Here is a 20,139-nt window from a genome sequence, read left to right on the forward strand (position 1 = left end):
CGTCCTGGGCGTTCTGCGCGTTCCGGGTGTGCCGGACGTTTGACAGCCACTAGGCTGCACGAGCCCGAAGCCGCAACCTCTACTTGCGACTTCGGGCTTTCGTGCGGCGCTGCGGCGGTGGTGCGGCCGGCGGGCCGTCAGCGCAGCACCCGGAGCGTCGCTCCGGCGCTCCACGCCTCCAGCAGCTCGCGGTGCACGGTGGTGATCCCGTGGCGGCCGGCCAGCTCCAGTGCGGCGGGGGTGAAGGCGGAGGTCGTGACGGACAGGCGGACCTCCGCCCCGTACCGCGCCTTCGCCGCTTCGGCGAACTTCCGCATCTCCTCGCCTCCCACCGCCCGGTGCGGAGCGGGGCGCTCGTACCGCACCGCCAGCCGCCGCCCGCCGGCGGTGTGGCCGACGAGGTCCGCGCCCAGGCGGCTGTCGCTGTCGCCGTCGGCACCGAGCACGGTGCAGCCGTCACGGCGGCACAGCCCGGCCACCTGGTCCGTGAACTCCCGCCGGTCCATCGCGTCCAGGGCCGCCGCCGCGGCCACCGGCCGCCGTCCGCGCAGGGTGCGCCTGACGTCGTCGAGGTCCTCGCGGATCCCGGCCAGTTCGCGGCGCTGCTCGCCGAAGGCGTCGATGAGGTGGTTCAGCATGGGGACGACCGTCCGGCCGATGATCCGGCCCGTGGTCTCCGCGCTGATGCGGGTGATGCGCTCGTCCAGAGCGGCGAGGTCGATGTCGGCGTGGACGCGAACCAGGTTGTCCACAGGCTGTGGATTGTTTCCCCGCTCCGCGTCCAGCAGGTAGGCACGCACCTGACGTGCGACGATGCTGTCGCGCAGCAGCATCGCGACGTTGAGGACGGTGCGCCGGGAGAAGACCGCCTGTGACCTTGTGCGCGACTGGACCTGACAGAACTCCTTGAAGGAGTTCAGTTCTGTACCTGTCAAAACCCGGTAGCCGTTGCTCTCCAGTTCCTCCCTGTTGTCCACCACCAGGGACGTGACGGCCTTGAGCCCCACCTCGAAGTAGTCGGCCACCATCTGGGTGGTGACATGGAATCCGTCCGGCAGGACGGAGAGCACCTTGACCTTGTCCAGCGCCTCCGTGCGGTCCACCACGCTCTCACGCAGCGACCTCGACTCCAGCAGGACGCTCTCGTTCAGCATCGCCTTCTCCTCCGGTCGGGCGTCGCCCCGGTGGCGCCGCCTCTTCGCCGGGAAAACGAGGGAGAAAGTGTGAAGACACGATCGGAGGATGTGAAGACGTCCCGTGCGGAGCGCCGTGGAGAGCACCACCGGTGAGCGGAATCCACAGCGGTCCCTCCGGGGCCTCAGTGGTGGGCCGGCCACCGACAGGCCTCCACAGCCCTCCTCGCGGGAGGGCAGTGGGCGTCCTCGCGCGGTTCCGTCCACAGGCGGTGACCGGCCTGCCGCGCCGTCCGGGGCGGCCCGTGGAAAGCGGTGGTGCTCCGGCACCGGGGCCGGGTAGGAGTGGCCGCATGGTCACAACCAGTGGAGAACCGGACGGAGAACTGCTGCCCACCACCCGCCGTGCGCTCCTGCACCGGCTGGCCACCGTCCAGTCCGGGGGACGGCTGCCCTCGGTGGTCGGCGCGGTGGTGCGGGACGGGCGGACGGTGTGGACCGGGGCGCGCGGCACCCTCGGCGACAGCGACGGCGGCGGCGCGGCGGCCGGTGCGCCCACCGCCGACACCCAGTACCGCATCGGGTCGATCACCAAGACGTTCGTCGCCGTGCTGGTGATGCGGCTGCGCGACGAGGGGCTGCTGGACCTCGCCGACCCGCTCGGCGCCCATCTGGACGTCCCCGCCGACATCCCCGTCGAGGCCAGGAGCCTGACTGTCGCCCAACTGCTGTCCCACTCCACCGGCCTGGCCGCCGAGCCGCGCGGCCCCTGGTGGGAGCGGACCCCCGGCGAGCTGCGGCCCGAACCGGCGGACCTCTTCGGCGAGCGGCCGCTGCGGCACCCCGCCGGGCGGCGGCACCACTACTCCAATCTCGGCTACGCCCTGCTGGGCGCTCTGGTGGCGCGGCTGCGCGGCGCGCCCTGGGACGCGGTACTGCGCGCCGAGGTGCTCGAGCCGCTGGGCATGCGCCGCACCACGCTCCGTCCGGTGGAGCCGTACGCCCGCGGCTGGGCCGTGCACCCCTGGGCGGACGCGGTGCTGCCCGAGCCGCTCGCCGACACCGGACGGATGGCGCCCGCCGGGCAGTTGTGGTCCACGGCCGGGGACCTGTGCCGTTTCGCGGCGTTCCTGTCGGCGGGTGACACGCGGGTGCTCGGGACGGAGAGCCTCGTCGAGATGCGGGCCCCGGCGGTGGCGCCGGAGGCGGCCTCCTGGGAGCGGTCGTACGGGCTGGGGACGCAGCTGCTGCGCTCCGGCGGACGGCTGCTGGCCGGGCACAGCGGTTCCATGCCGGGCTTCCTCGCCGACCTGTGGACGGCTCCCGGGGAGCGGCTGGCGGGTGTGGTGCTGGCCAACGCGACCTCCGGCCTGCCGCCGGCCTCGGCCGCCGGGCTCCTGGGGATCGTGGCCGAGCACGAGCCGCCCCTCCCCGAACCGTGGCGGGCGCGTTCGGCGGCCGATCCGGAACTGCTGGCGCTGACCGGCCCCTGGTACTGGGGTCCGGCGGCGTTCGTGCTGCGGTTGTGCGAGGGGCGGGCGCTGGAGTTGGCGCCGGTCGGCGGCGCGGGCCGGGGCTCCCGCTTCCGCCCGGCGACCGGCGGCGACGGTGACGGCGAGGACGCCTGGACGGGCCTGGACGGCTACTACGCGGGCGAGACGCTGCGCGTGGTGCGCGGCACGGACGGCTCGGTGAGCCATCTCGACCTGGGCACGTTCGTCTTCACCCGCCGCCCGTACGACCCGGCGGCCCCGGTGCCGGGCGGGGTGGCGCCCGAGGGCTGGCGCGCGGAAGCGGAGCGAGCGCGGAGAGGGGAGGGCGCCGCCGGGGTGGTGTCAGCCCAGTGATCCCAGGTACGGCGCGAAGCGGCGGCCGGGATCGCCGGGGAGGTCGGGCGCGCCGTGGACCATCAGGGTATGGGCGGTGCGTTCGGTCAGGCCGCGGTCGCGCAGCCAGGACCGCAGCCCGGAGTGCCGGGCATCGGCGTCGATACGGACGGGGCCGCCGGCGTGGGCGGCGAGCTCGGTGATCAGGGCCCGGGCGGTGGACTCGTCCTCGGCGACGACGGGGCCGATGACGGCGGCGTCCCCGCCCGGCCAGCGGGCGGCGTAACCGGTGAGCTCCGCGCCGGGGGCGCCGGGGGCCGCGACGGCGAAGCGGTCGGCGAGGGAGGGCAGCCGGACGATGAGGTGGGTGCGGTCGGCGCCGAAGACCGGTGCGTCCAGGGCGAGTACGGCGGGCAGGTCGGCGGCGGTGGCGTCGCGTACGCGGAGGTCCGGCCGGGGACCGGCGCGGTGGTCGGCGGCGTGGGCGCCGGTGAACTCGCCGGTGAGCCGGACGACGGTGCCGACGGCGGTGAAGCCGAGCTTCTCGTAGAGCGGTCTGCCGCTGTCGTTGGCGGTCAGGAAGACCGTGGCGTCCCCGGCCTCGGCCAGCGCGTGCCGGACCAGCAGGCGTCCCAGGCCCCGGCGGGCGTGGCGGCCGGCGACGAGCACCATGCTGACGGAGGCGCTGGGGCGGCCCCGCGGGACATGCGGCGGCGGGCCGTACGGAGTCAGGACGCAGACGCCGATCAGCTTCCGGCGGACGCGGTCCGCGGGCTCGGAGGGCTCCGGCGGCCCCGGCGGTTCCGGGGCGCCCGGGGCGCCCGGGGCCGCCGGAGGAGAGCTGTCGTCCGCCGGGGCGTCGATGCCGTAGCCCTGTCCGGCGGTGAGCAGCAGCCGCCACTTGTGCTCCCGGCGCACCCAGCCGCGGTCGGCGGCGAGGTCGAGGCAGGCGGGCAGGTCGCCGAGGGTGAGGCGGCGGATGACCGGTCCGGGGGAGGAGCGGAAGGGGGACGAAGGGTGCGAGGGTGGTGAGGAGGAGGTCACGGACGGTCAGCCTGGCCGATCGGATGGCGGGATGGCCAGGGGTTTACGTTCTCGCATCCGTACGGTCCGCCCCTCCGGGTGCCGTGTGCGGCCGAAGCCCCGAGGGCGGGGTGCCTTCGCGGGTCCGTCGCCCGGTACGGCGAGTTTCCAGCGCTTTCGACTGGTTTTCCTGGTATGCCGGAAATGCGGCGAAGATGTGCCGGAGGGGCGCCGCCGGATATCGCCGGGAAGTGCGTCCCCGGTGCTTCGCCCGCATTCCGGGTGGCCGGTCGCAGGCGGTCGGTGAAGCGGCGGTATGCGACGGCAAAAGGGAGTGGCCCGTAATGGAAAAGTGCGGACAGACCGTTCACTCCGGATTTCCCGCCGAGTGGTGGAAAGGTGAAGATAACGCACGGGAAGTGTGACCGGGCCGGGGCTCCCGGCCTGTCCGGCAGTCACGGGAAGGCGGATGTGGTAGGCCGAGTTCCTTGCCCGCCCGGCCTGTTGGGAGGCGGTGGTCGAGAGGGCCGGTGGTGCGCGGAGGAGGATCTTCCGGGTGTGGCCGCCGGGCTGTCCGCGGTGGGCGGCGAAGCCGCGGAATTAGCCGGGAACGATGACGGTGCTTGTATATCGCCGGTGCGCCGGTATGGTCGGGACCGCAGTGCGCCCACAATCCGCGACAGCTGACTCGGGGTCTCAAATACGAGTGATTCCGCCTTTGTAAGCGACCGGACCGATCGGAAGATGTTCGAGGCGAGACATACCATGGCCACCACGTCGGCGGACAACGGAATCCCTCAGAGCGCGGCAGGCGGGCCCCCCGCCGCCGGCCGCGGCGGTGACGGCGGCGGGGAGCGGGGCTGGTTCGCCCCGGCGGGCGGTGAGCGGACGGCGGAACAGTCGGCCCGGCCCGGCCCGGACGCCGAGAACGCCCAGAGCGCCGAGCCGGCGTACCCCGCGAATCCCGGTTACGGCAGGTTCGAGCCGTCCCGCGACGCGGAGCTGATACGCCGCACCCTGGAGGAGATAGAACCGATCGCCCAGGCCGTCACCTCGTACTTCTACGCGCTGCTCTTCCTCCAGCACCCCGGGCTGCGCGAGCTCTTCCCGGCCGCCATGGACAGCCAGCGCGACCGGCTGTTCAAGGCGCTGCTCACCGCCGCCAAGCTGGTCGACGAGCGGCGCGTCCTGGTGGAGTTCCTCTCCCATCTGGGCCGCGGGCACCGCAAGTACGGCACCCGGCCCGAGCACTACCCGGCGGTCGGCGAGTGCCTGGTCGCCGCGCTCACCCGTTATGCCACCCGCACCTGGGACGCGGAGACCGAGGCGGCCTGGGTGCGCGCCTACACCGCCATCTCCCAGATCATGATCGACGCGGCGGCCGAGGACGAGCGGCGCGCCCCGGCCTGGTGGCAGGCCGAGGTGGTCGCGCACGAGCGGCGCACCCCGGACATCGCCGTCCTCACCCTGCGCCCCGACCAGCCCTACCCCTTCCGGGCCGGGCAGTACGCCAGCGTGGAGACGCCCTGGTGGCCGAAGGTGTGGCGGCACTACTCACTGGCCTGTGCCCCGCGCCCGGACGGTCTGCTGGTCCTCCACGTCAAGGTGGTGCCCGCGGGCTGGGTCTCCACCGCGCTCGTCCACCGCGCCCGGCCCGGCGACGTGCTGCGGCTGGGCGCCGCGGCCGGGTCGATGGCGGTGGACCACTCCTCGGACACCGGGCTGCTGTGCCTGGGCGGCGGCACCGGCATCGCGCCGGTCAAGGCGCTGGTCGAGGAGGTCGCCAGAGGGGGCCGGGCCCGCCCGGTGGAGGTCTTCTACGGTGCCCGCAGCGGCCCCGACCTGTACGACCTGGAGGCCATGCGGGAACTGGACCGGCGCCACTCGTGGCTGACGGTCCGCCCGGTGGTCACCGAGGGGCTGCCGGACGGGGGCGGGCTCACCGGGCGGCTGCCGGACGTGGTCCGGGAGCACGGACCGTGGCAGGGATACGACGGTTATCTGTCCGGTCCGCCCGGGATGGTCCGCAGCGGGGTGGAGGCGTTGGTGGCGGCCGGGGTCCCCGCCCACCGCATACGGCACGACTCCCTCGACGCCCTCGGTGCGGCGGGGGCCGCGCGGGACTGAGCGCGGTGGCGGGGACGACGGCGGCGGAACAGTGGAACAGGACGTGAACCACCATGGGGAGCGGGGCGTGGACGCGGCGGGGCGAATCGATTCGGCGGGCCCGGGCGAGGCGGTCGGGGCGGCCGAGACGACCATGATGATCAGACTGCCCCGGCAGCCGGACGGCACGGACGACATGAACGGCGCGAACGGCATGAACAGCATGAACGGCATGAGCGGTGCGGACACGGCGGCCGAGCACCGGCGGGCGGTCCCGGCGGTGCCGGCACGGCCGGGCAGTGACGGCGAGCACGCGGTGCAGCGGCGGCTGGGCACGGTCGAGCGCGCGGACCGCTTCTACGACGAGCAGCTGCTGGACCATCTCAACGAGCGGATGCGGGAGTTCGTCGCACAGCAGGAGATGTTCTTCCTGGCCACGGCCGACCGGCACGGCGAGTGCGACAACACCTTCCGGGCCGGGCCGCCCGGCTTCCTGCACGTGGTGGACGAGCGCACCCTGGTCTACCCCGAGTACCGGGGCAACGGGGTGCACGCCAGCCTGGGCAACATCCAGGAGAACCCGCATCTGGGCATCCTGCTGATCGACTTCCTCCGCGCCCGGATCGGCCTGCACATCAACGGCCGCGCCGAGATCGTCGAGGACGCCGAGATCCGCCGGACCCTTCCCGGGCTGCCGACGGATCCGGTGCCCGGGCGGCGGGCACAGGTGTGGGTGCGGGTGACGGTGGAGGAGGCGTACATCCACTGCGCCAAGCACATCCCGCATCTGCAGAAGGCGCCCAAGGGCACCCCGCGCGACTGGGGCACGGACGACCAGCGACGCAAGGGCGGCGACTTCTTCGGGGCGGCGCGTGCGGCGCGCGACCGCGGGCCCACCGAGCGTCCGCCGCGCGAGCACGCCCCGGAGCCGGTACGGGCGGACGCGGCGCCCCCGGCACCCCTGGTCCCGGCACGGGAACCGGCCCCCGAACCGGTGCCGTCCATCGACGACCCGGCCGCCTGGCGCGCCCACGCCGAACAACTGCTGGCCCGGGCCCGCAGCCGCCGCATGGAGCAGCGGGGGGAGAGGACGCCCTTCACCGGCTGGTTCGGCTGAGCGGGCGCCCGGGGGCGGCGAGCTACCCCAGATCGGGTGCCAGCAGAGCCCGTACGCCCTCGATGTTGGCGTCCAGATAGGCGCGGAGCGAGGGCGGCACCACCCCCACCGAGGCGATGCCCGCGCGGGTGAAGGGGACGCGGACGACCTCGTACTCGCCGCGCGGCTCGTCCACCTCCGGGCCGTGGCGGCGCGCGAGGTCCATCGAGGCCAGCCGGCAGACGAAGAAGTGCTGGACCTTCACGCCCGGCGCGCCGTGCGGATCGGCGGCGTCGGGGTCCTCGGCCGGGTCGTAGGGGACGGTGTCCACGAAGGCCGGGACCACGTCGGTCACCTTCGCCCCGAGCTCCTCGTCCATCTCCCGGTGGAGGGCGTCGACGACGGTCGCGTCCCCCGGCTCGACGCCGCCGCCAGGGGTGATCCAGTACGGTTCGCGGCCGGGCTTGGTGCGCTTGATCAGGATCAGCCGGTCGTCATCGAACAGGATGGCCCGTGCGGTGCGCTTGACCACGGGGCGCGCGTCGGCGGTCATGGGGAAGATCTGGCCCGGCACCGGGAGCGCGAAACCTCGTGGCGCCCCTCCCGCCCGGCGGTTCACCAGCCGGTGGCCGCCCGCAGCAGCCACTCGTGCGCCCGTGCGATGTGCGGCTGGGTCAGCGTGCCGGCCCGTACGGCGAGGAAGTAGGTGCGCAGCGGCGGCACCGGCGGGTCGAGCAGGGTGGTGAGCTGACCGCTCTCCAGCGCGTCCTGGCACAACTGGCGCGGCAGCACGGCCAGTCCGGCGCCCGCGACGACGCACTCCAGCACGGCCCGCGGGTCGGGGACGACGACGGTGCCGGAGCGCCGCGCGGGGGTCTCGCCGAAGACGGTGGTCCAGTAGTGGGTCAGCAGCGGCAGGCTCTCGTGGACGCACAGCGCGGGCACGCCCTCCAGCGCGGCCGCGCCCCTGGCCCGCACCACGGCCGGGCCGCCGGTGCGGGCGGCCCAGCGCGGCGCGGCGACCAGCACGTCCTCCTCGTCGCACAGCGGGGTGGCGGTCAGCGGGGTCGGCGGGGAGCCGCGCGGACGGGAGGCGACGACGGCCAGGTCGTGGTGGCCGGCGGCCAGGGAGCGCAGGCTCTCCTCGCCGTCGCCGAAGGAGACGCGGACGGTCAGGCCCCGGCGGACCAGCGGGACGAGGGCGGGCATGACCCGCCGGGAGACGAACTCCGGTGGCCCGGTGAGGTGGAGGGCGCGGCCCGCCGCGGAGCCGTCCGGCCCGTCGCGGGTGATCTCCTGGAGGGCGTCCAGGTGCGGGGCGATCCGGTGGGCCAGTTCGTCGCCGAAGCCGGTGGGGGTGACGCCGCGGGCACCGCGCAGGAACAGCGGGCGGCCCACCTGCTGTTCGAGGGCGCGGATCTGCCCGGTGACGGCGGGCTGGGAGAGACCGAGCAGCGCGGCGGCACCGGTGAGGGAGCCGGCCCGGTGCACGGCGAGGAACGTGCGCAGCAGGGACAGGTCCATGAGGTCCTCCGTCTCCTCCCGTCTGCTCCCCGCCCGTTTCCCCGTCTGTTCCCCGGCCGTCCCCGCCCCGTCGCCCGCTGCCGTGTGACGCGGCGGGCACGGGCCGTGAAGGAACGATAAGCATCCCGATGGAAGGGTGTCGATATGGTGATTGGACAATGACACTCAGTCAACTAACCTTGACTGTGAGCTGTCCACGCGCGTCGCACGGACGGCAGGCCGCCGCGCGGGACGGCTTGAGGCAGGAGGGGGGAGCTTCAAGCCTCCCGTGCGGAGCGCCGCCCCTCCTCTCCCTCTCCTCCCACCCGGCGGGCCTTCTCATCCCGCGGCCCGCTCCAGCGCCGCCCGGAGGTCGGCGACGAGGTCCGCCGCGTCCTCCACCCCCACCGACAGCCGTACGAAGCCCTCCGGCACCGCGTCCCCGCCCCACCGGCCGCGCCGCTCCGCCGTGGAGCGCACCCCGCCGAAGCTCGTCGCCTCGCCCACCAGCCGCAGCGCGGCCAGGAAGCGCTCGGCGAACCCCTTGTCCGGCAGGGTGAAGGAGACCACGCAGCCGAAGCGCCGCATCTGCCGCGCCGCCGCCTCGTGCGCCGGGTCGTCCGGCAACCCCGGGTGCCGTACGTCGCGCACCGCGGGGTGCGCGCGCAGCGCCTCGGCGACGGCCAGCGCGTTCGCCGCCTGCCGGGCGGTGCGCAGCTCCAGGGTGGCCAGGGAGCGGTGCGCCAGCCAGGCCTCCATCGGCCCGGGGATCGCCCCGACGGTCTTGCGCCACAGCCGCACCGGCTCCGCCAGCTCCTCGTCCCGGCAGACCACGTAGCCCAGCAGCACGTCGCCGTGGCCGGTGAGCGCCTTGGTGCCGCTGGCCACCGCGTAGTCGGCGCCCAGCTCCAGGGGGCGCTGGCCCAGCGGGGTGGCCAGGGTGTTGTCCACGGCCACCAGCGCGCCCCGCTCGTGGGCGGCGTCGGCCAGCCGCCGGATGTCGCACACGTCCAGGCCCGGGTTGGAGGGCGTCTCCAGCCACAGCAGCGCCGCGCCGTCCAGCACGCCGAGCTGCGCGTCGCCCGCGGTGGGGGCGGTACGGACCTCCACCCCCCAGCCGCGCAGCCGTTCGCCGACCGAGGCCAGCAGGTTGTAGCCGTCCGCGGGCAGCACCACCGCGTCGCCGGGCCCGACCCGGGACAGCAGCACCGCGGAGATCGCCGCCATGCCGGAGGCGAAGACGGTGGCGGTCGCCGCCGGGTCGCCGGGCGCCTCCAGCTCGGCGACGGCCCGCTCCAGGGCGGTCCAGGTGGGGTTGGCGTCGCGGCCGTAGGCGTAGGGTGCCCCGGCCACGTCGCCGGGCAGGTGGTAGTGCGCGGTCAGGACCGGGCCCGGCAGCGGCGGCGCGTACGGCTCCTCCGCGGGCAGCCCGGCCCGCACCACCCGGGTCCCGTCGCCGTCACCGTCACCGTTGCCGTCGCCGTTCCCGGCGCCTGCGCCGATGCCGCCGATGTCCCCGATGCCGCCGGTGCCCCCGTCAGTCATGTGCCGCTCCCGTTCTCGCAGGTGACCGGCTTACGAGGGTACGCGGGCCCGGTCAGGCCGCCAGTGCCGCCCGGGCCGCCGCGCCGCACCGGGCGCCGTAGCCGGAACCGAACAGCACGGCGTGCACCAGCAGCGGCAGGAGCTGGTGCAGGGGGACGCGGGCGCGGCGGCCTGGGACGGGCCGCACCTCCTCGTACGCGGCCAGCAGCCGCTCCAGGTGCGGGCAGCCGAACAGCTCCAGCATGGCCAGGTCGGCCTCCGGGTGCCCGCCCTGCACGGCCGGGTCGATCAGGTGCGCGCGGCCGCCGGCCGACCACAGGACGTTGCCGGACCACAGGTCGCCGTGGATCACGGCGGGCGGTTGCGGCGGTCCGGCGAGCTCCGCCGCGTCCGTACCGCCGCCGGCCAGCCGCTCGCACAGCCGGGCCACCGCGCGGGCGTCGTCCCCGCCGATGCCGCCGCCGTCCACGGCCCGCCGCAGCAGGGGCAGCAGCCGCCACTCGGCGTGGAAGGCGGGCCAGTCCGCGGCCCGCGCCGGCGGTTCCGCGGGGTTGGGCAGCGGCAGGGAACCGAGGTAGGCCGGACGGCCGGGGTCGGGGTTGCCCCAGGCGGGGGCCCGTACCGAGTGCAGGGCGGCCAGCTCGCGGCCGAGGCGCTCGGCCTGCGCCGGGCCCGCCGGGCCCGGCTCGATCCACTCCAGCACCAGGACGTCCGGCTCGGCGGCCAGCACCCGGGGCACGGCCACCGCCCCGGTGGCGGCCAGCAGTTCCAGACCGGCGGCCTCGGCGGCGAAGAAGCCCTCGGGCGCGGGCCGGAGGGTCTTGGCGAAGACGGTGCGGCCGTCCGCCGACCCGATCCGGTGGGCGTCGCAGATGTCACCGCCGCCCACCGGCCGCACGCGGTCGGCCGCCACTCCGGTCAGGGCGGCCACCCGGGCCGCCACCCGGTTCTCCGGTGCCGTCCCGGTCACCGGTGCGCCGCCCGCTCGCCGCCGCCGTCCGGGGAGTCCGCGGACTCCCCGGACGCCAGGGCCGCCCGCACCTCGGCCAGCAGCCCCGGCACGGCCTCCTCCACCAGGGCCAGGCACTCCTCGAAGCCCTCCGGGCCGCCGTAGTACGGGTCGGGCACGTCCAGGTCGCAGTCGCCGTCGGTGCCGTCGGTGCCCCCGCCGGGGGCGTACGAGCGCAGCAGCCGGATCTTCGCCCGGTCCCCGGCGGTGGGGGCCATCGCCCGCAGCTCCCGCAGATGCCCCTCGTCCAGGGCGATCACCAGGTCCAGCCGCGCGAACCAGTCGTGCCGGAACTGCCGCGCGGCGTGCTCCAGGGGATATCCGGCCGCGGTGAGCACGGCGAGGGTGCGGGAGTCGGCGTCGTCACCGACGTGCCAGCCGCCGGTCCCCGCGCTGCTCACCTCCACCCGGTCCGCCAGCCCCTCCTCCGCGACCCGGGCGCGGAGGACGGCCTCGGCCATGGGGGAGCGGCAGATGTTGCCGGTGCAGACGAAACAGACGCGGTAGGGCGTACGGGTGGTGCCGGACGGTTCGTTGCTCATGGGTCCCATCTTCGGCGACGGGCCGGTCCGCCGTCCCCGCCGGCCGCCGTACCGGGTCAGTCCCCTTCGGGCAGCGCCATGTTCACCGCCCAGGACACGACTGCGATGATCAGGCCGCCGAGCACCGCCGTCCAGAAGCCGTCCACGTGGAAGGCCAGGTCGAACTTGTCGGCCAGCCAGGAGGTCAGCATCAGCATCAGCGCGTTGATCACCAGGGTGAACAGGCCGAGCGTGAGGATCAGCACCGGGAAGGAGAGCAGCGTCGCGATCGGCTTGACCACGAGGTTCACCAGCCCGAAGATCAGCGCGACGAGAATCAGCGTGAGAGTCTTGTCGCCGGTGTCGTCCCCGGTGAGTGTGATGTCGTCCAGCAGCCAGACGGCGGCGGCCAGGGCCACGGCATTGGCGATCGTCTTGACGAGAAAGGTCACCATGGCCGTGATCGTCCCAGAAACGGGCGCGGCCGCCTACCGGTGAGGGGATGAGGGCGTGTGAAGGCGTTCCGGCTGGAGGAACTGGAGGCGGAGCGGGCCGCCAACGAGGGTGCCTATCTGCAGTTCCTGCGCGAACGGCACATGTCGGTGGGCCTGTACGCCCTGGACCGGGGCCAGCTCGACCCGCAGCAGCCGCACCGCCAGGACGAGGTGTACTTCGTCGCCAGCGGCCGGGCGCTGATCACCGTCGGGGACGAGACCACCCAGGTGGCGCGGGGCAGTGTGGTCTACGTGCCGGCCGGGGTGCCGCACCGGTTCCACCACATCTCCGAGGACCTGCGGGTCCTGGTGGTCTTCGCTCCCCCGGAGGGCTGAGGGCCGGGTTCGGGGTTCCGTAGGGGACCGTTCAGGGAAGGACCGGGGCCGGACGGCCTCCCGCCGCGGGGCGGGCGCGCCTAGCATCATGAGTGCGGTAGGAATTCCGGTACGGGATTCCGGCAGTGGGAAGCGAGCCCCGGCGCGCCGCGCCGGGCAGAAGGAGACGGGTGAGCGGGATGGACGTCAAGGGGACCTTCGCGGCACTGCCCTGGTGGGTGACGTGGGTCGCGATCCCGGTCATCGCGCTCCTCGTCTTCGGCGGCCTGATCATGAACGTGGTGGGCTTCCTGGTCGGACTGCTGTTCAAGCTGCTGCTCTTCGCCGCGCTGGTCGGCGGCCTGGTCTACGTGGTGCGGAAGTTCACCTCGTCGGGCACCTGAGCGCCGGGCGGCCGGCATCCGGCCACCCGGCGGGCACGGCGGGCCCGCCGCTCAGCGCGGCGCCCGCCGCCGCCCCCGCCCCCGGCCCGGCATCCGGCCCGGGGGCTTCCGGTCCGGAGCCTGCTCCGGCACCCGGTCCGGTTCCAGCGCCCGCCCGGCGGGGGCCCCCGGACCCGCCCGGTCCGCGACCGCCACCAGCGCCGCGAGCGCCGTCGTCACCGGCACCGAGGCGACCAGCCCGATCGAGCCGATCAGCGTCCGCACGATCTCCTGGGCCACCAGTTCGCTGGTGGCCACCTGGCCGACCCCGCTCTCCGCTATCGAGAACAGCAGCAGCAGCGGCAGCGCGGCACCGGCGTACGCCAGCACCAGGGTGTTGACCACCGACGCGATGTGGTCGCGCCCGATGCGCATGGCCGCGCCGTACAGCCGCCGCCAGCCCGCCGCCGGATCGGCCTGCCGCAGTTCCCACACCGCCGAGGTCTGGGTCACCGTCACGTCGTCCAGGACGCCCAGCGAACCGATCAGCACCCCGGCCAGCAGCAGGCCCTGGATCTCGATGTCCGGGTAGAGGCCGTGCACCAGACCGGTCTGGTCGTCGGTGTTGCCCGTCAGATGCGCCCAGCCGATGAAGGCCGAGCCCAGCAGCCCGATCAGCAGCAGCGACACCAGGGTGCCCAGCACGGCCACGGAGGTGCGGGCGTTGACGCCGTGGCACAGGTACAGCGTCGCCAGCATGATCGCGCTGCCGCCGACCACCGCCACCAGCAGCGGGTTGGAGCCCTGGAGGATCGCGGGCAGGATGAACAGCGTCAGCACCCCGAAGCTGACCGCCAGTCCGACCAGCGCCAGCACCCCGCGCAGCCGTCCGACGACCACCACCGCCAGCGCGAAGAGCGCGGCCAGCACCACCATGGGGACGCCGCGCTGCACGTCCACCACGCTGTACTGCAACTCCCGCGGGGCCTGCGGCGCGTACGCGGCCACCACCTCCTGACCGGTGCTCAGCCGGCGGGTGGCGTCCGGGGTGACGATCTCGGTGAAGGTGTGGCCGGCGTCCTTGCCCTCGGTGATCTCGACGGTCGCCCGCAGACAGGCGCCGCCGTCCGCTCCGCCCGCCCCGCCCCCGCTCTCCGCGCCGGGCTCCCCGGGGCCGCCGCCCGTCCCGTCCTGGCCGCCGGGCGGCCGTACGGCGGCGTTCACGTCCTCGCAGCTCACCTCCTCCACCGCGGTGACGCGGGCGCCGAACGTCTGCCGGTCGAAGCCGACGCCGCTCTCCCCCTTCTCCCCCTCGGGAGCACCGCCGGGCCACAGCGCGACCAGCCCGGCGAGCACCGCCACGGCGAACGGCACCAGCACCGCCGCGATGACCCGGCGCAGCCGCGCCGAGACGGGCGCGACGGGACCGTGGCCGTGCGCGTGGCTGTGGCCGTGCGCGTGCGCACGACCGGGATCGGGACCGGCGGGCGGGGCCGCGGGGGGCGGCGGCACGCGCGGCGGTTCGTGCGGCGGACGGGGGACCGGCGGCCGGGAAGTGGGTTCCACTCTCCGATCATCCCAGCCCCGCCACGCCGGGCGCTCTGGCGCGCGGATGCGGTCAGCCACTAGCGTGGGGGCGCTTTTGCACATCGCGGGAGCTCCGAGCACGGGGCTGAGAGGGCGCTGACCTTCCGTGGCCGACCACGGAAGCACGCTGCGTCGACCGCCGAACCTGTTACCGGGTAATGCCGGCGTAGGGAGTTGGGTCTCATGACCACGCAGGATGCACGTACGCCCGAAACCACCGGGGCCGCCGGGACCACCGGGACCACCGGAGACACGGCCGGCCGGCGCGAGATCGGCTGGCACAAGGGTTATCTGAGCGGTTCGCGCCCCGATGTCCGGGTGCCCGTCCGCCGGGTGCACCTCACCAACGGCCGCGACGTGACGCTGTACGACACGTCCGGCCCGTACACCGATCCGAACGTCGACACCGACGTCCGCCGCGGTCTGCCACCGCTGCGCGCGGACTGGATCACCGCCAGGGGCGACACCGAGGAGTACGCGGGCCGCGCGGTGCGGCCCGAGGACGACGGCCTCAAGCCCACTGCGGGGGGTCTGCGCAATCTGGACGCCGTCTTCCCCGGCGGCGCGCGCGCCCCGCGCCGCGGCCGGGGCGGCACCACGTCCGTCACCCAGCTCGCGTACGCCCGGCGCGGGGAGATCACGCCCGAGATGGAGTACGTGGCCGTCCGCGAGGGCCGTGCGCCGGAGTTCGTCCGCGACGAGATCGCCGCGGGCCGCGCCGTGCTCCCGGCGAACGTCAACCACCCGGAGTCCGAGCCGATGATCATCGGCAAGAACTTCCTGGTGAAGGTCAACGCCAACATCGGCAACTCAGCCGTCACCTCCTCCATCGAGGAGGAGGTGGAGAAGATGACCTGGGCGACCCGCTGGGGCGCCGACACGGTGATGGACCTCTCCACCGGCCGCAACATCCACACCACCCGCGAGTGGGTGCTGCGCAACTCCCCCGTGCCCATCGGCACCGTCCCCCTCTACCAGGCGCTGGAGAAGGTCGACGGCCGGGCCGAGGAGCTGACCTGGGAGATCTACAAGGACACCGTCATCGAGCAGTGCGAGCAGGGCGTGGACTACATGACCGTCCACGCCGGCGTCCTGCTGCGCTACGTCCCGCTGACCGCGCGCCGCAAGACGGGCATCGTCTCGCGCGGCGGCTCGATCATGGCGGCCTGGTGCCTGGCCCACCACAAGGAGAGCTTCCTCTACACCCACTTCGAGGAGCTCTGCGAGATCCTGCGCACCTACGACGTCACCTTCTCCCTCGGTGACGGACTGCGGCCCGGCTCGATCGCGGACGCCAACGACGAGGCGCAGTTCGCCGAACTGCGCACGCTGGGCGAGCTGAACCGGATCGCCAAGGCGCACGACGTGCAGACGATGATCGAGGGCCCGGGCCATGTCCCGATGCACAGGATCAAGGAGAACATCGACCTCCAGCAGGAGATCTGCGAGGAGGCGCCGTTCTACACCCTGGGCCCGCTCACCACCGATGTCGCCCCGGGGTACGACCACATCACCTCCGGCATCGGCGCCGCGATGATCGCCTGGTGGGGCACGGCGATGCTCTGCTACGTCACGCCCAAGGAGCATCTGGGCCTGCCGAACCGGGACGACGTCAAGACCGGCGTCATCACGTACAAGATCGCCGCCCACGCCGCCGACCTGGCCAAGGGCCATCCCGGGGCCCAGGAGTGGGACGACGCACTGTCCGACGCCCGTTTCGAGTTCCGCTGGGAGGACCAGTTCAACCTGGCCCTCGACCCGGACACGGCCCGCGCCTTCCACGACGAGACGCTTCCGGCCGAACCGGCGAAGACGGCGCACTTCTGCTCGATGTGCGGTCCGAAATTCTGTTCGATGAAGATCTCCCAGGACATCCGCCGGGAGCACGGTGGCGAGCTGTCGGCGGAGTCCCTGGACCCGGAGGAGGGCATGCGCCGCAAGTCCGAGGAGTTCGCGGCGGCGGGCAACCGGGTCTACCTCCCGATCGCCGACTGACTCCCCCTGCCCCGCCCTGGTGCCCCCGCCCCGCCGCACGGCGGGGCGGGGGCACCGCCGTTTCCCGTCAGTCCGGCCCGTCCGGGCGGCCCGGCCCGTCCCCGGCGAGGTACCGCTGCAGGACCGGGCCGATCCACTCGACGACCTCCCGGCGGCTCATGGCGGCCAGGGGCGGGAAGGCCAGTACGTACCGGCACAGGGCCATGCCGAGTACCTGGGCGGCGGCCAGTCCGGCCCGGGCGGGCGCGGCCGAGGGGTCGCCGGACAGCCGGGCCACGACCGGAACGAGCTGGTCGGTGAAGATCGCCCGCATGCGCTCGGCGGCGGCCCGGTTGGTGGCCCCGGCCCGCAGCAGGACGGCGAGTGCCTCGTCGTCCTCCCAGCGGTCCAGGAAGTGGGCGGCCAGCGTGGTCCCGGCCTGCTCGCGGGGGACGCCGGACAGGTCGGGGAGCTCCAGGTCGAACTCGGCGGCGGCCGCGAACAGCTTCTCCTTGGAGCCGAAGTACCGCATGACCATGGACGGGTCGATGGCGGCGTCGGCCGCGACGGCCCGGATCGTGGTCCGGTCGTATCCGTCGGCGGCGAACCGCTCACGGGCGGCGGCCATGATGGCCGACTTCGTCTCCTGTGATGATCTCCGCACGTCAACGAGTGTAGGCCAACGCACGTTGACCTGCCGGGCGGGACTGGCTACCGTTATGCCAACAAGCGTTGGCCAACGCGCGTTGGCGTCGTCCGGGCGCCGCGCGCCGGCCCGGCACAGGAAGGTGGACGACCGTGGAACTCGTCAACGACCACCTCGCCGTCGAGGCCCGTCTGGTGCCTCCCGGCGACAGCGGATACCTCCTGCTGGCCGCCGAGGTCGGCACGTGGTGCGGTCCCCTCCCGCTGCCCAGCCGCACCCGGCGGAGCCTGCTCGGCCGGCTCACCGCCGCGGCCGGCCGGCTCGCCGCCCGGGGCGGCGTCGAGGAGGTGACCGTGTTCCGCGCCGTCCTGCGCCCGCCGGGGGAGGGCACGGGACTGCTCCGCCGGCGCGGCGTCCGGCCCGCCCGCTACGACGTCGCCGTCCTGGTCCGCACCACCGGTCCCGGTGCCGCCGCCGCGCTGCGGGAGGAGGCCGGCGACGGGGAGCTCGGCGCGGCCCTGGCCGCCGCGGCCCGCCGCGTCCACCGTGTCGCCGCCCGGGTGGCGGCCCGTATCGACGACGTCGACCACCGGCCCGACCACCGCTTCCTGTTCAACTACTTCCACGCCGAGGACACCGGCACCCTGCTGCGGGTCTGGAGGTACACCGCGGGCTGGTTCCAGGCCGCGACCGGGCTGTCCGACTCCGTCCTCCTGCGGCCCCTCGACGGGGAGCCCGCCGACTACGGTGTGATCAACCACGCGAGCTGGCCCGCCCTCCGCTCCTTCCTGCCGGCCCTCGTCCTGCGCCCGGACTTCCGCCGTTTCGTGCTGGCCAACTTCAGGGCGAACGGGGTGGCCGCCCAGCCCGTCGTCTACCGCCGCCTGCCGGGGTGACCGGAGTGACCCGAGTCACTCAGGTGGCCCAGGTGGCTGGGAACGATCTTCTGGACGGGGCGCCGGGCCGGTAGCGTGGTTGCCGTGAGCGGGCCGACACGGGGGTGCCCGCGCAAGGGGAGGCCGAGTTGACCGCGCGCCCGTACGTTCTGCTGACCTGGGCCATGTCGCTGGACGGCTATCTGGACGACGCCGGCGCCGAGCGGCTGATCCTGTCCAGTCCGCAGGACGCCGCACGGGTCGACGCCGAGCGCGCCACCGTGGACGCGATCCTCGTCGGCGCCACCACCGTCCGGCGGGACAACCCGCGGCTGATGGTGCGCTCCCCCGAGGCGCGGGCCGCGCGGGTGGCCCGGGGGATGCCCCCGACGCCCGCCAAGGTGACGATCAGCGGCAGCGGGGACCTGGACCCGTCGGTGCCGTTCTTCACCACCGGGGAGACGGAGAAGCTCGTCTACACCGCCGACTCGGCGCTGGACAAGACGCGCGAGCGGCTGTCCGGGGTGGCGCGGGTGTGCGGAGCCGGTGATCCGGTGGCGCTGCCCGCGGTCCTGGCGGACCTGCACGCCCGGGGCGTACGGCGGCTGATGGTCGAGGGCGGCGGCAGCGTCCACACCCAGTTCCTGGAACGGGGGCTGGCGGACGAGGCGCAGGTGTGCGTCGCGCCGTTCCTCGTCGGGGACGGCGCCGCGCCGCGCTTCGTGGGGGACGGGGACTTCCCGTTCGGCCCGGGGCGGCGGATGCGGCTGGCGGAGGTCTCGCGGTACGGCGACTGCGCGTATCTGCGGTACGCCCTCACCGACAGGTTCCGGGAGCGGGAGTAGGCGCGGCAGCGGCGACGGGCAGCGGGTACCCGGGCGGCGGAGACACCGGAAACGGACGGGGGAGACGGCGGAGATGGTGGAAACGGCGGGAACGGGCCGAGCGGACGACACGAGGTGGCTGCGCCGGGCGATCGAGCTCTCGCGCCGCTGCCCCGCGGTGCCGTCCGCGTACAGCGTCGGCGCCGTCGTCGTGTCGGCGGACGGCCGGGTGCTGGCCGAGGGGTACTCGCGGGACGTGGACGACACGGTCCACGCGGAGGAGTCGGCGCTCGCCCGGCTGGCCGCGGCGGACGGTGCCCCCGGTGATGTGCCGGGTGGCGGCACGGCGCGGGAACTGCGGGGCGCCACCGTCTACTCCAGTCTGGAGCCCTGCTCCAGCCGCAGGTCACGGCCGCGCAGCTGCACCGAGCTGATCCTGGACGCGGGGATCGGCCGGGTGGTGTTCGCCTACCGGGAGCCGCCGCTGCTGGCCCGGTGCGAGGGGGCGGCACTGCTGTCCTCGGCCGGGGTCGAGGTGGTGGAGCTGCCGGAGCTGGCCGGCGAGGTGGCCGAGGTCAACGCCCACATCCTGCGGACGGAATGAGCCGTGCCCGGGCCGGTCCGCCGACGGCGGACCGGCCCGGGCACGGCCGCGGCGGGTGTCAGGCCCTGGCCCGCTTGAGCTCGCTGAAGACGGTGACGCCGGCCAGCGCCGCCACCCCGTCGTACAGACGCGCCGCGTCCTCCCCGGTGGGGACGGCGCTGAGGATCGGTCCGAAGAAGCCGGGGTGGTCGCCGAAGGCCACCACCGGAGTCCCCGACTCCTGGCCGACGCGGGCCTGCCCCTCCTCGTGCGAGGCCCGTACGGCCTGGTCGCGGCTCTCGTCGTCGGCCGCGGCGGCCAGTTCGGCGGGCAGCCCGGCGGCGGCCAGCGCCTCGGCGATGGTCTTCCCGTCGTACTGGCCGCCCTCGTCGTGGCGGCGGGTGCCCAGTTCGGTGTAGAGGTCGCCGACCGCCCGGCTGCCGCCGTGCTCCTGCGCGGCGGCCAGGACGCGCAGCGCCCGGGCCCCCTGCCGGTGGCCCTCGCGGAACTGCTCGGGGACCTCCCGGCCCTCGTTGAGGACGGCGAGGCTCATCAGCCGCCAGGTCACCTGCTCGCCGCGGGACTCCGCCTGGGACCGCAGCCAGCGCGAGGTGCGCCAGGTGAAGGGGCAGGCGGGGTCGAACCACATCGTCACACTCATGCCGGGCCTCTCTCGTTCCTTCGTTCTCTCACGGG

The 20,139-nt window shown here is 74.4% G+C and carries 20 protein-coding genes; 9 read left to right on the forward strand and 11 right to left on the reverse strand.

All coding sequences use genetic code 11. The features are described from left to right. Nucleotides 1-137 precede the first annotated feature (137 nt). Nucleotides 138-1,154 (reverse strand): restriction endonuclease, encoded by a 1,017-nt coding sequence (locus V1L54_RS09040; protein WP_330117382.1) that lies wholly within the window; start codon nt 1,152-1,154, stop codon nt 138-140. A 332-nt stretch (nt 1,155-1,486) separates the two neighbouring features. On the opposite strand from V1L54_RS09040, the gene V1L54_RS09045 reads away from it, so the two are divergent. Then, nucleotides 1,487-2,980, forward strand: a complete 1,494-nt coding sequence (locus V1L54_RS09045) for a serine hydrolase domain-containing protein (RefSeq protein WP_330117383.1) — start codon at nt 1,487-1,489, stop codon at nt 2,978-2,980. Here V1L54_RS09045 and V1L54_RS09050 read toward each other — a convergent pair. Next, the gene (locus V1L54_RS09050; protein WP_443076549.1) at nt 2,969-4,003 is read right to left on the reverse strand and encodes a GNAT family N-acetyltransferase; all 1,035 of its coding nucleotides are present in this window, start codon (nt 4,001-4,003) and stop codon (nt 2,969-2,971) included. The genes V1L54_RS09045 and V1L54_RS09050 overlap by 12 nt on opposite strands. 744 nt (nt 4,004-4,747) lie before the next feature. Between V1L54_RS09050 and V1L54_RS09055 the strand changes: the two genes are divergently transcribed. Next, nucleotides 4,748-6,109 carry a globin domain-containing protein gene (locus tag V1L54_RS09055; protein ID WP_330117384.1) on the forward strand — a complete coding sequence of 454 codons (1,362 nt, stop codon included), beginning with the start codon at nt 4,748-4,750 and terminating at the stop codon, nt 6,107-6,109. Between the two features lie 43 nt (nt 6,110-6,152). Continuing rightward, on the forward strand, nt 6,153-7,205 hold the full coding sequence (locus V1L54_RS09060) for a pyridoxamine 5'-phosphate oxidase family protein (RefSeq protein ID WP_443076550.1): 1,053 nt from the start codon (nt 6,153-6,155) through the stop codon (nt 7,203-7,205). A 22-nt stretch (nt 7,206-7,227) separates the two neighbouring features. Here the strand turns inward: V1L54_RS09060 and V1L54_RS09065 are convergent, their stop codons facing one another. The 6 genes from V1L54_RS09065 to V1L54_RS09090 all read right to left on the reverse strand — a co-directional run bounded on the left by V1L54_RS09065 (nt 7,228) and on the right by V1L54_RS09090 (nt 12,217). Then, a complete protein-coding gene (locus V1L54_RS09065) occupies nt 7,228-7,737 on the reverse strand; it encodes an NUDIX domain-containing protein (protein ID WP_330117385.1) in 510 nt (169 codons plus the stop codon). Nucleotides 7,738-7,799: 62 nt separating this feature from the next. Next, nucleotides 7,800-8,708: a LysR family transcriptional regulator gene (locus V1L54_RS09070; protein WP_330117386.1), complete on the reverse strand. Its 909-nt coding sequence runs from the start codon at nt 8,706-8,708 to the stop codon at nt 7,800-7,802. A 318-nt stretch (nt 8,709-9,026) separates the two neighbouring features. Then, entirely contained in the window at nt 9,027-10,232 is a 1,206-nt protein-coding gene (locus V1L54_RS09075; RefSeq protein ID WP_330117387.1) for a cystathionine gamma-lyase, read from the reverse strand. Between the two features lie 52 nt (nt 10,233-10,284). Next, complete coding sequence (locus V1L54_RS09080; protein WP_330117388.1) at nt 10,285-11,202, reverse strand: fructosamine kinase family protein; 918 nt, start codon at nt 11,200-11,202, stop codon at nt 10,285-10,287. Then, the gene (locus V1L54_RS09085; protein WP_330117389.1) at nt 11,199-11,783 is read right to left on the reverse strand and encodes a low molecular weight protein-tyrosine-phosphatase; all 585 of its coding nucleotides are present in this window, start codon (nt 11,781-11,783) and stop codon (nt 11,199-11,201) included. Before V1L54_RS09085 ends, V1L54_RS09080 begins: the two co-directional genes overlap by 4 nt. A gap of 56 nt (nt 11,784-11,839) precedes the next feature. Beyond that, nucleotides 11,840-12,217: a phage holin family protein gene (locus V1L54_RS09090; protein WP_330117390.1), complete on the reverse strand. Its 378-nt coding sequence runs from the start codon at nt 12,215-12,217 to the stop codon at nt 11,840-11,842. 57 nt (nt 12,218-12,274) lie between these two features. On the opposite strand from V1L54_RS09090, the gene V1L54_RS09095 reads away from it, so the two are divergent. Then, on the forward strand, nt 12,275-12,592 hold the full coding sequence (locus V1L54_RS09095; protein WP_100200878.1) for a cupin domain-containing protein: 318 nt from the start codon (nt 12,275-12,277) through the stop codon (nt 12,590-12,592). A gap of 179 nt (nt 12,593-12,771) precedes the next feature. Beyond that, on the forward strand, nt 12,772-12,975 hold the full coding sequence (locus tag V1L54_RS09100; RefSeq protein WP_330117531.1) for a DUF5326 family protein: 204 nt from the start codon (nt 12,772-12,774) through the stop codon (nt 12,973-12,975). Between the two features lie 51 nt (nt 12,976-13,026). Here the strand turns inward: V1L54_RS09100 and V1L54_RS09105 are convergent, their stop codons facing one another. Next, nucleotides 13,027-14,520: a YibE/F family protein gene (locus tag V1L54_RS09105; RefSeq protein WP_443076551.1), complete on the reverse strand. Its 1,494-nt coding sequence runs from the start codon at nt 14,518-14,520 to the stop codon at nt 13,027-13,029. A 204-nt stretch (nt 14,521-14,724) separates the two neighbouring features. Here V1L54_RS09105 and thiC point away from each other — a divergent pair, with 204 nt between their 5' ends. Continuing rightward, nucleotides 14,725-16,536: a phosphomethylpyrimidine synthase ThiC gene (gene thiC, locus V1L54_RS09110; protein WP_330117391.1), complete on the forward strand. Its 1,812-nt coding sequence runs from the start codon at nt 14,725-14,727 to the stop codon at nt 16,534-16,536. Between the two features lie 67 nt (nt 16,537-16,603). Here the strand turns inward: thiC and V1L54_RS09115 are convergent, their stop codons facing one another. Continuing rightward, complete coding sequence (locus tag V1L54_RS09115; RefSeq protein ID WP_443076565.1) at nt 16,604-17,143, reverse strand: TetR/AcrR family transcriptional regulator; 540 nt, start codon at nt 17,141-17,143, stop codon at nt 16,604-16,606. Between the two features lie 170 nt (nt 17,144-17,313). Between V1L54_RS09115 and V1L54_RS09120 the strand changes: the two genes are divergently transcribed. From V1L54_RS09120 to V1L54_RS09130, 3 genes are all read left to right on the forward strand, one after another. Beyond that, a complete protein-coding gene (locus tag V1L54_RS09120) occupies nt 17,314-18,057 on the forward strand; it encodes a hypothetical protein (protein ID WP_330117393.1) in 744 nt (247 codons plus the stop codon). A gap of 128 nt (nt 18,058-18,185) precedes the next feature. Then, nucleotides 18,186-18,881: a RibD family protein gene (locus V1L54_RS09125; RefSeq protein WP_330117394.1), complete on the forward strand. Its 696-nt coding sequence runs from the start codon at nt 18,186-18,188 to the stop codon at nt 18,879-18,881. A 73-nt stretch (nt 18,882-18,954) separates the two neighbouring features. Continuing rightward, nucleotides 18,955-19,464 carry a cytidine/deoxycytidylate deaminase family protein gene (locus V1L54_RS09130; protein WP_330117395.1) on the forward strand — a complete coding sequence of 170 codons (510 nt, stop codon included), beginning with the start codon at nt 18,955-18,957 and terminating at the stop codon, nt 19,462-19,464. Nucleotides 19,465-19,522: 58 nt separating this feature from the next. Here the strand turns inward: V1L54_RS09130 and V1L54_RS09135 are convergent, their stop codons facing one another. Next, nucleotides 19,523-20,104, reverse strand: coding sequence for a mycothiol-dependent nitroreductase Rv2466c family protein (locus V1L54_RS09135; RefSeq protein ID WP_330117396.1), 582 nt, complete (start codon nt 20,102-20,104; stop codon nt 19,523-19,525). Between the last annotated feature and the right edge of the window lie 35 nt (nt 20,105-20,139).

The organism is Streptomyces rubellus, from assembly GCF_036323805.1.
GTDB lineage: Bacteria > Actinomycetota > Actinomycetes > Streptomycetales > Streptomycetaceae > Streptomyces.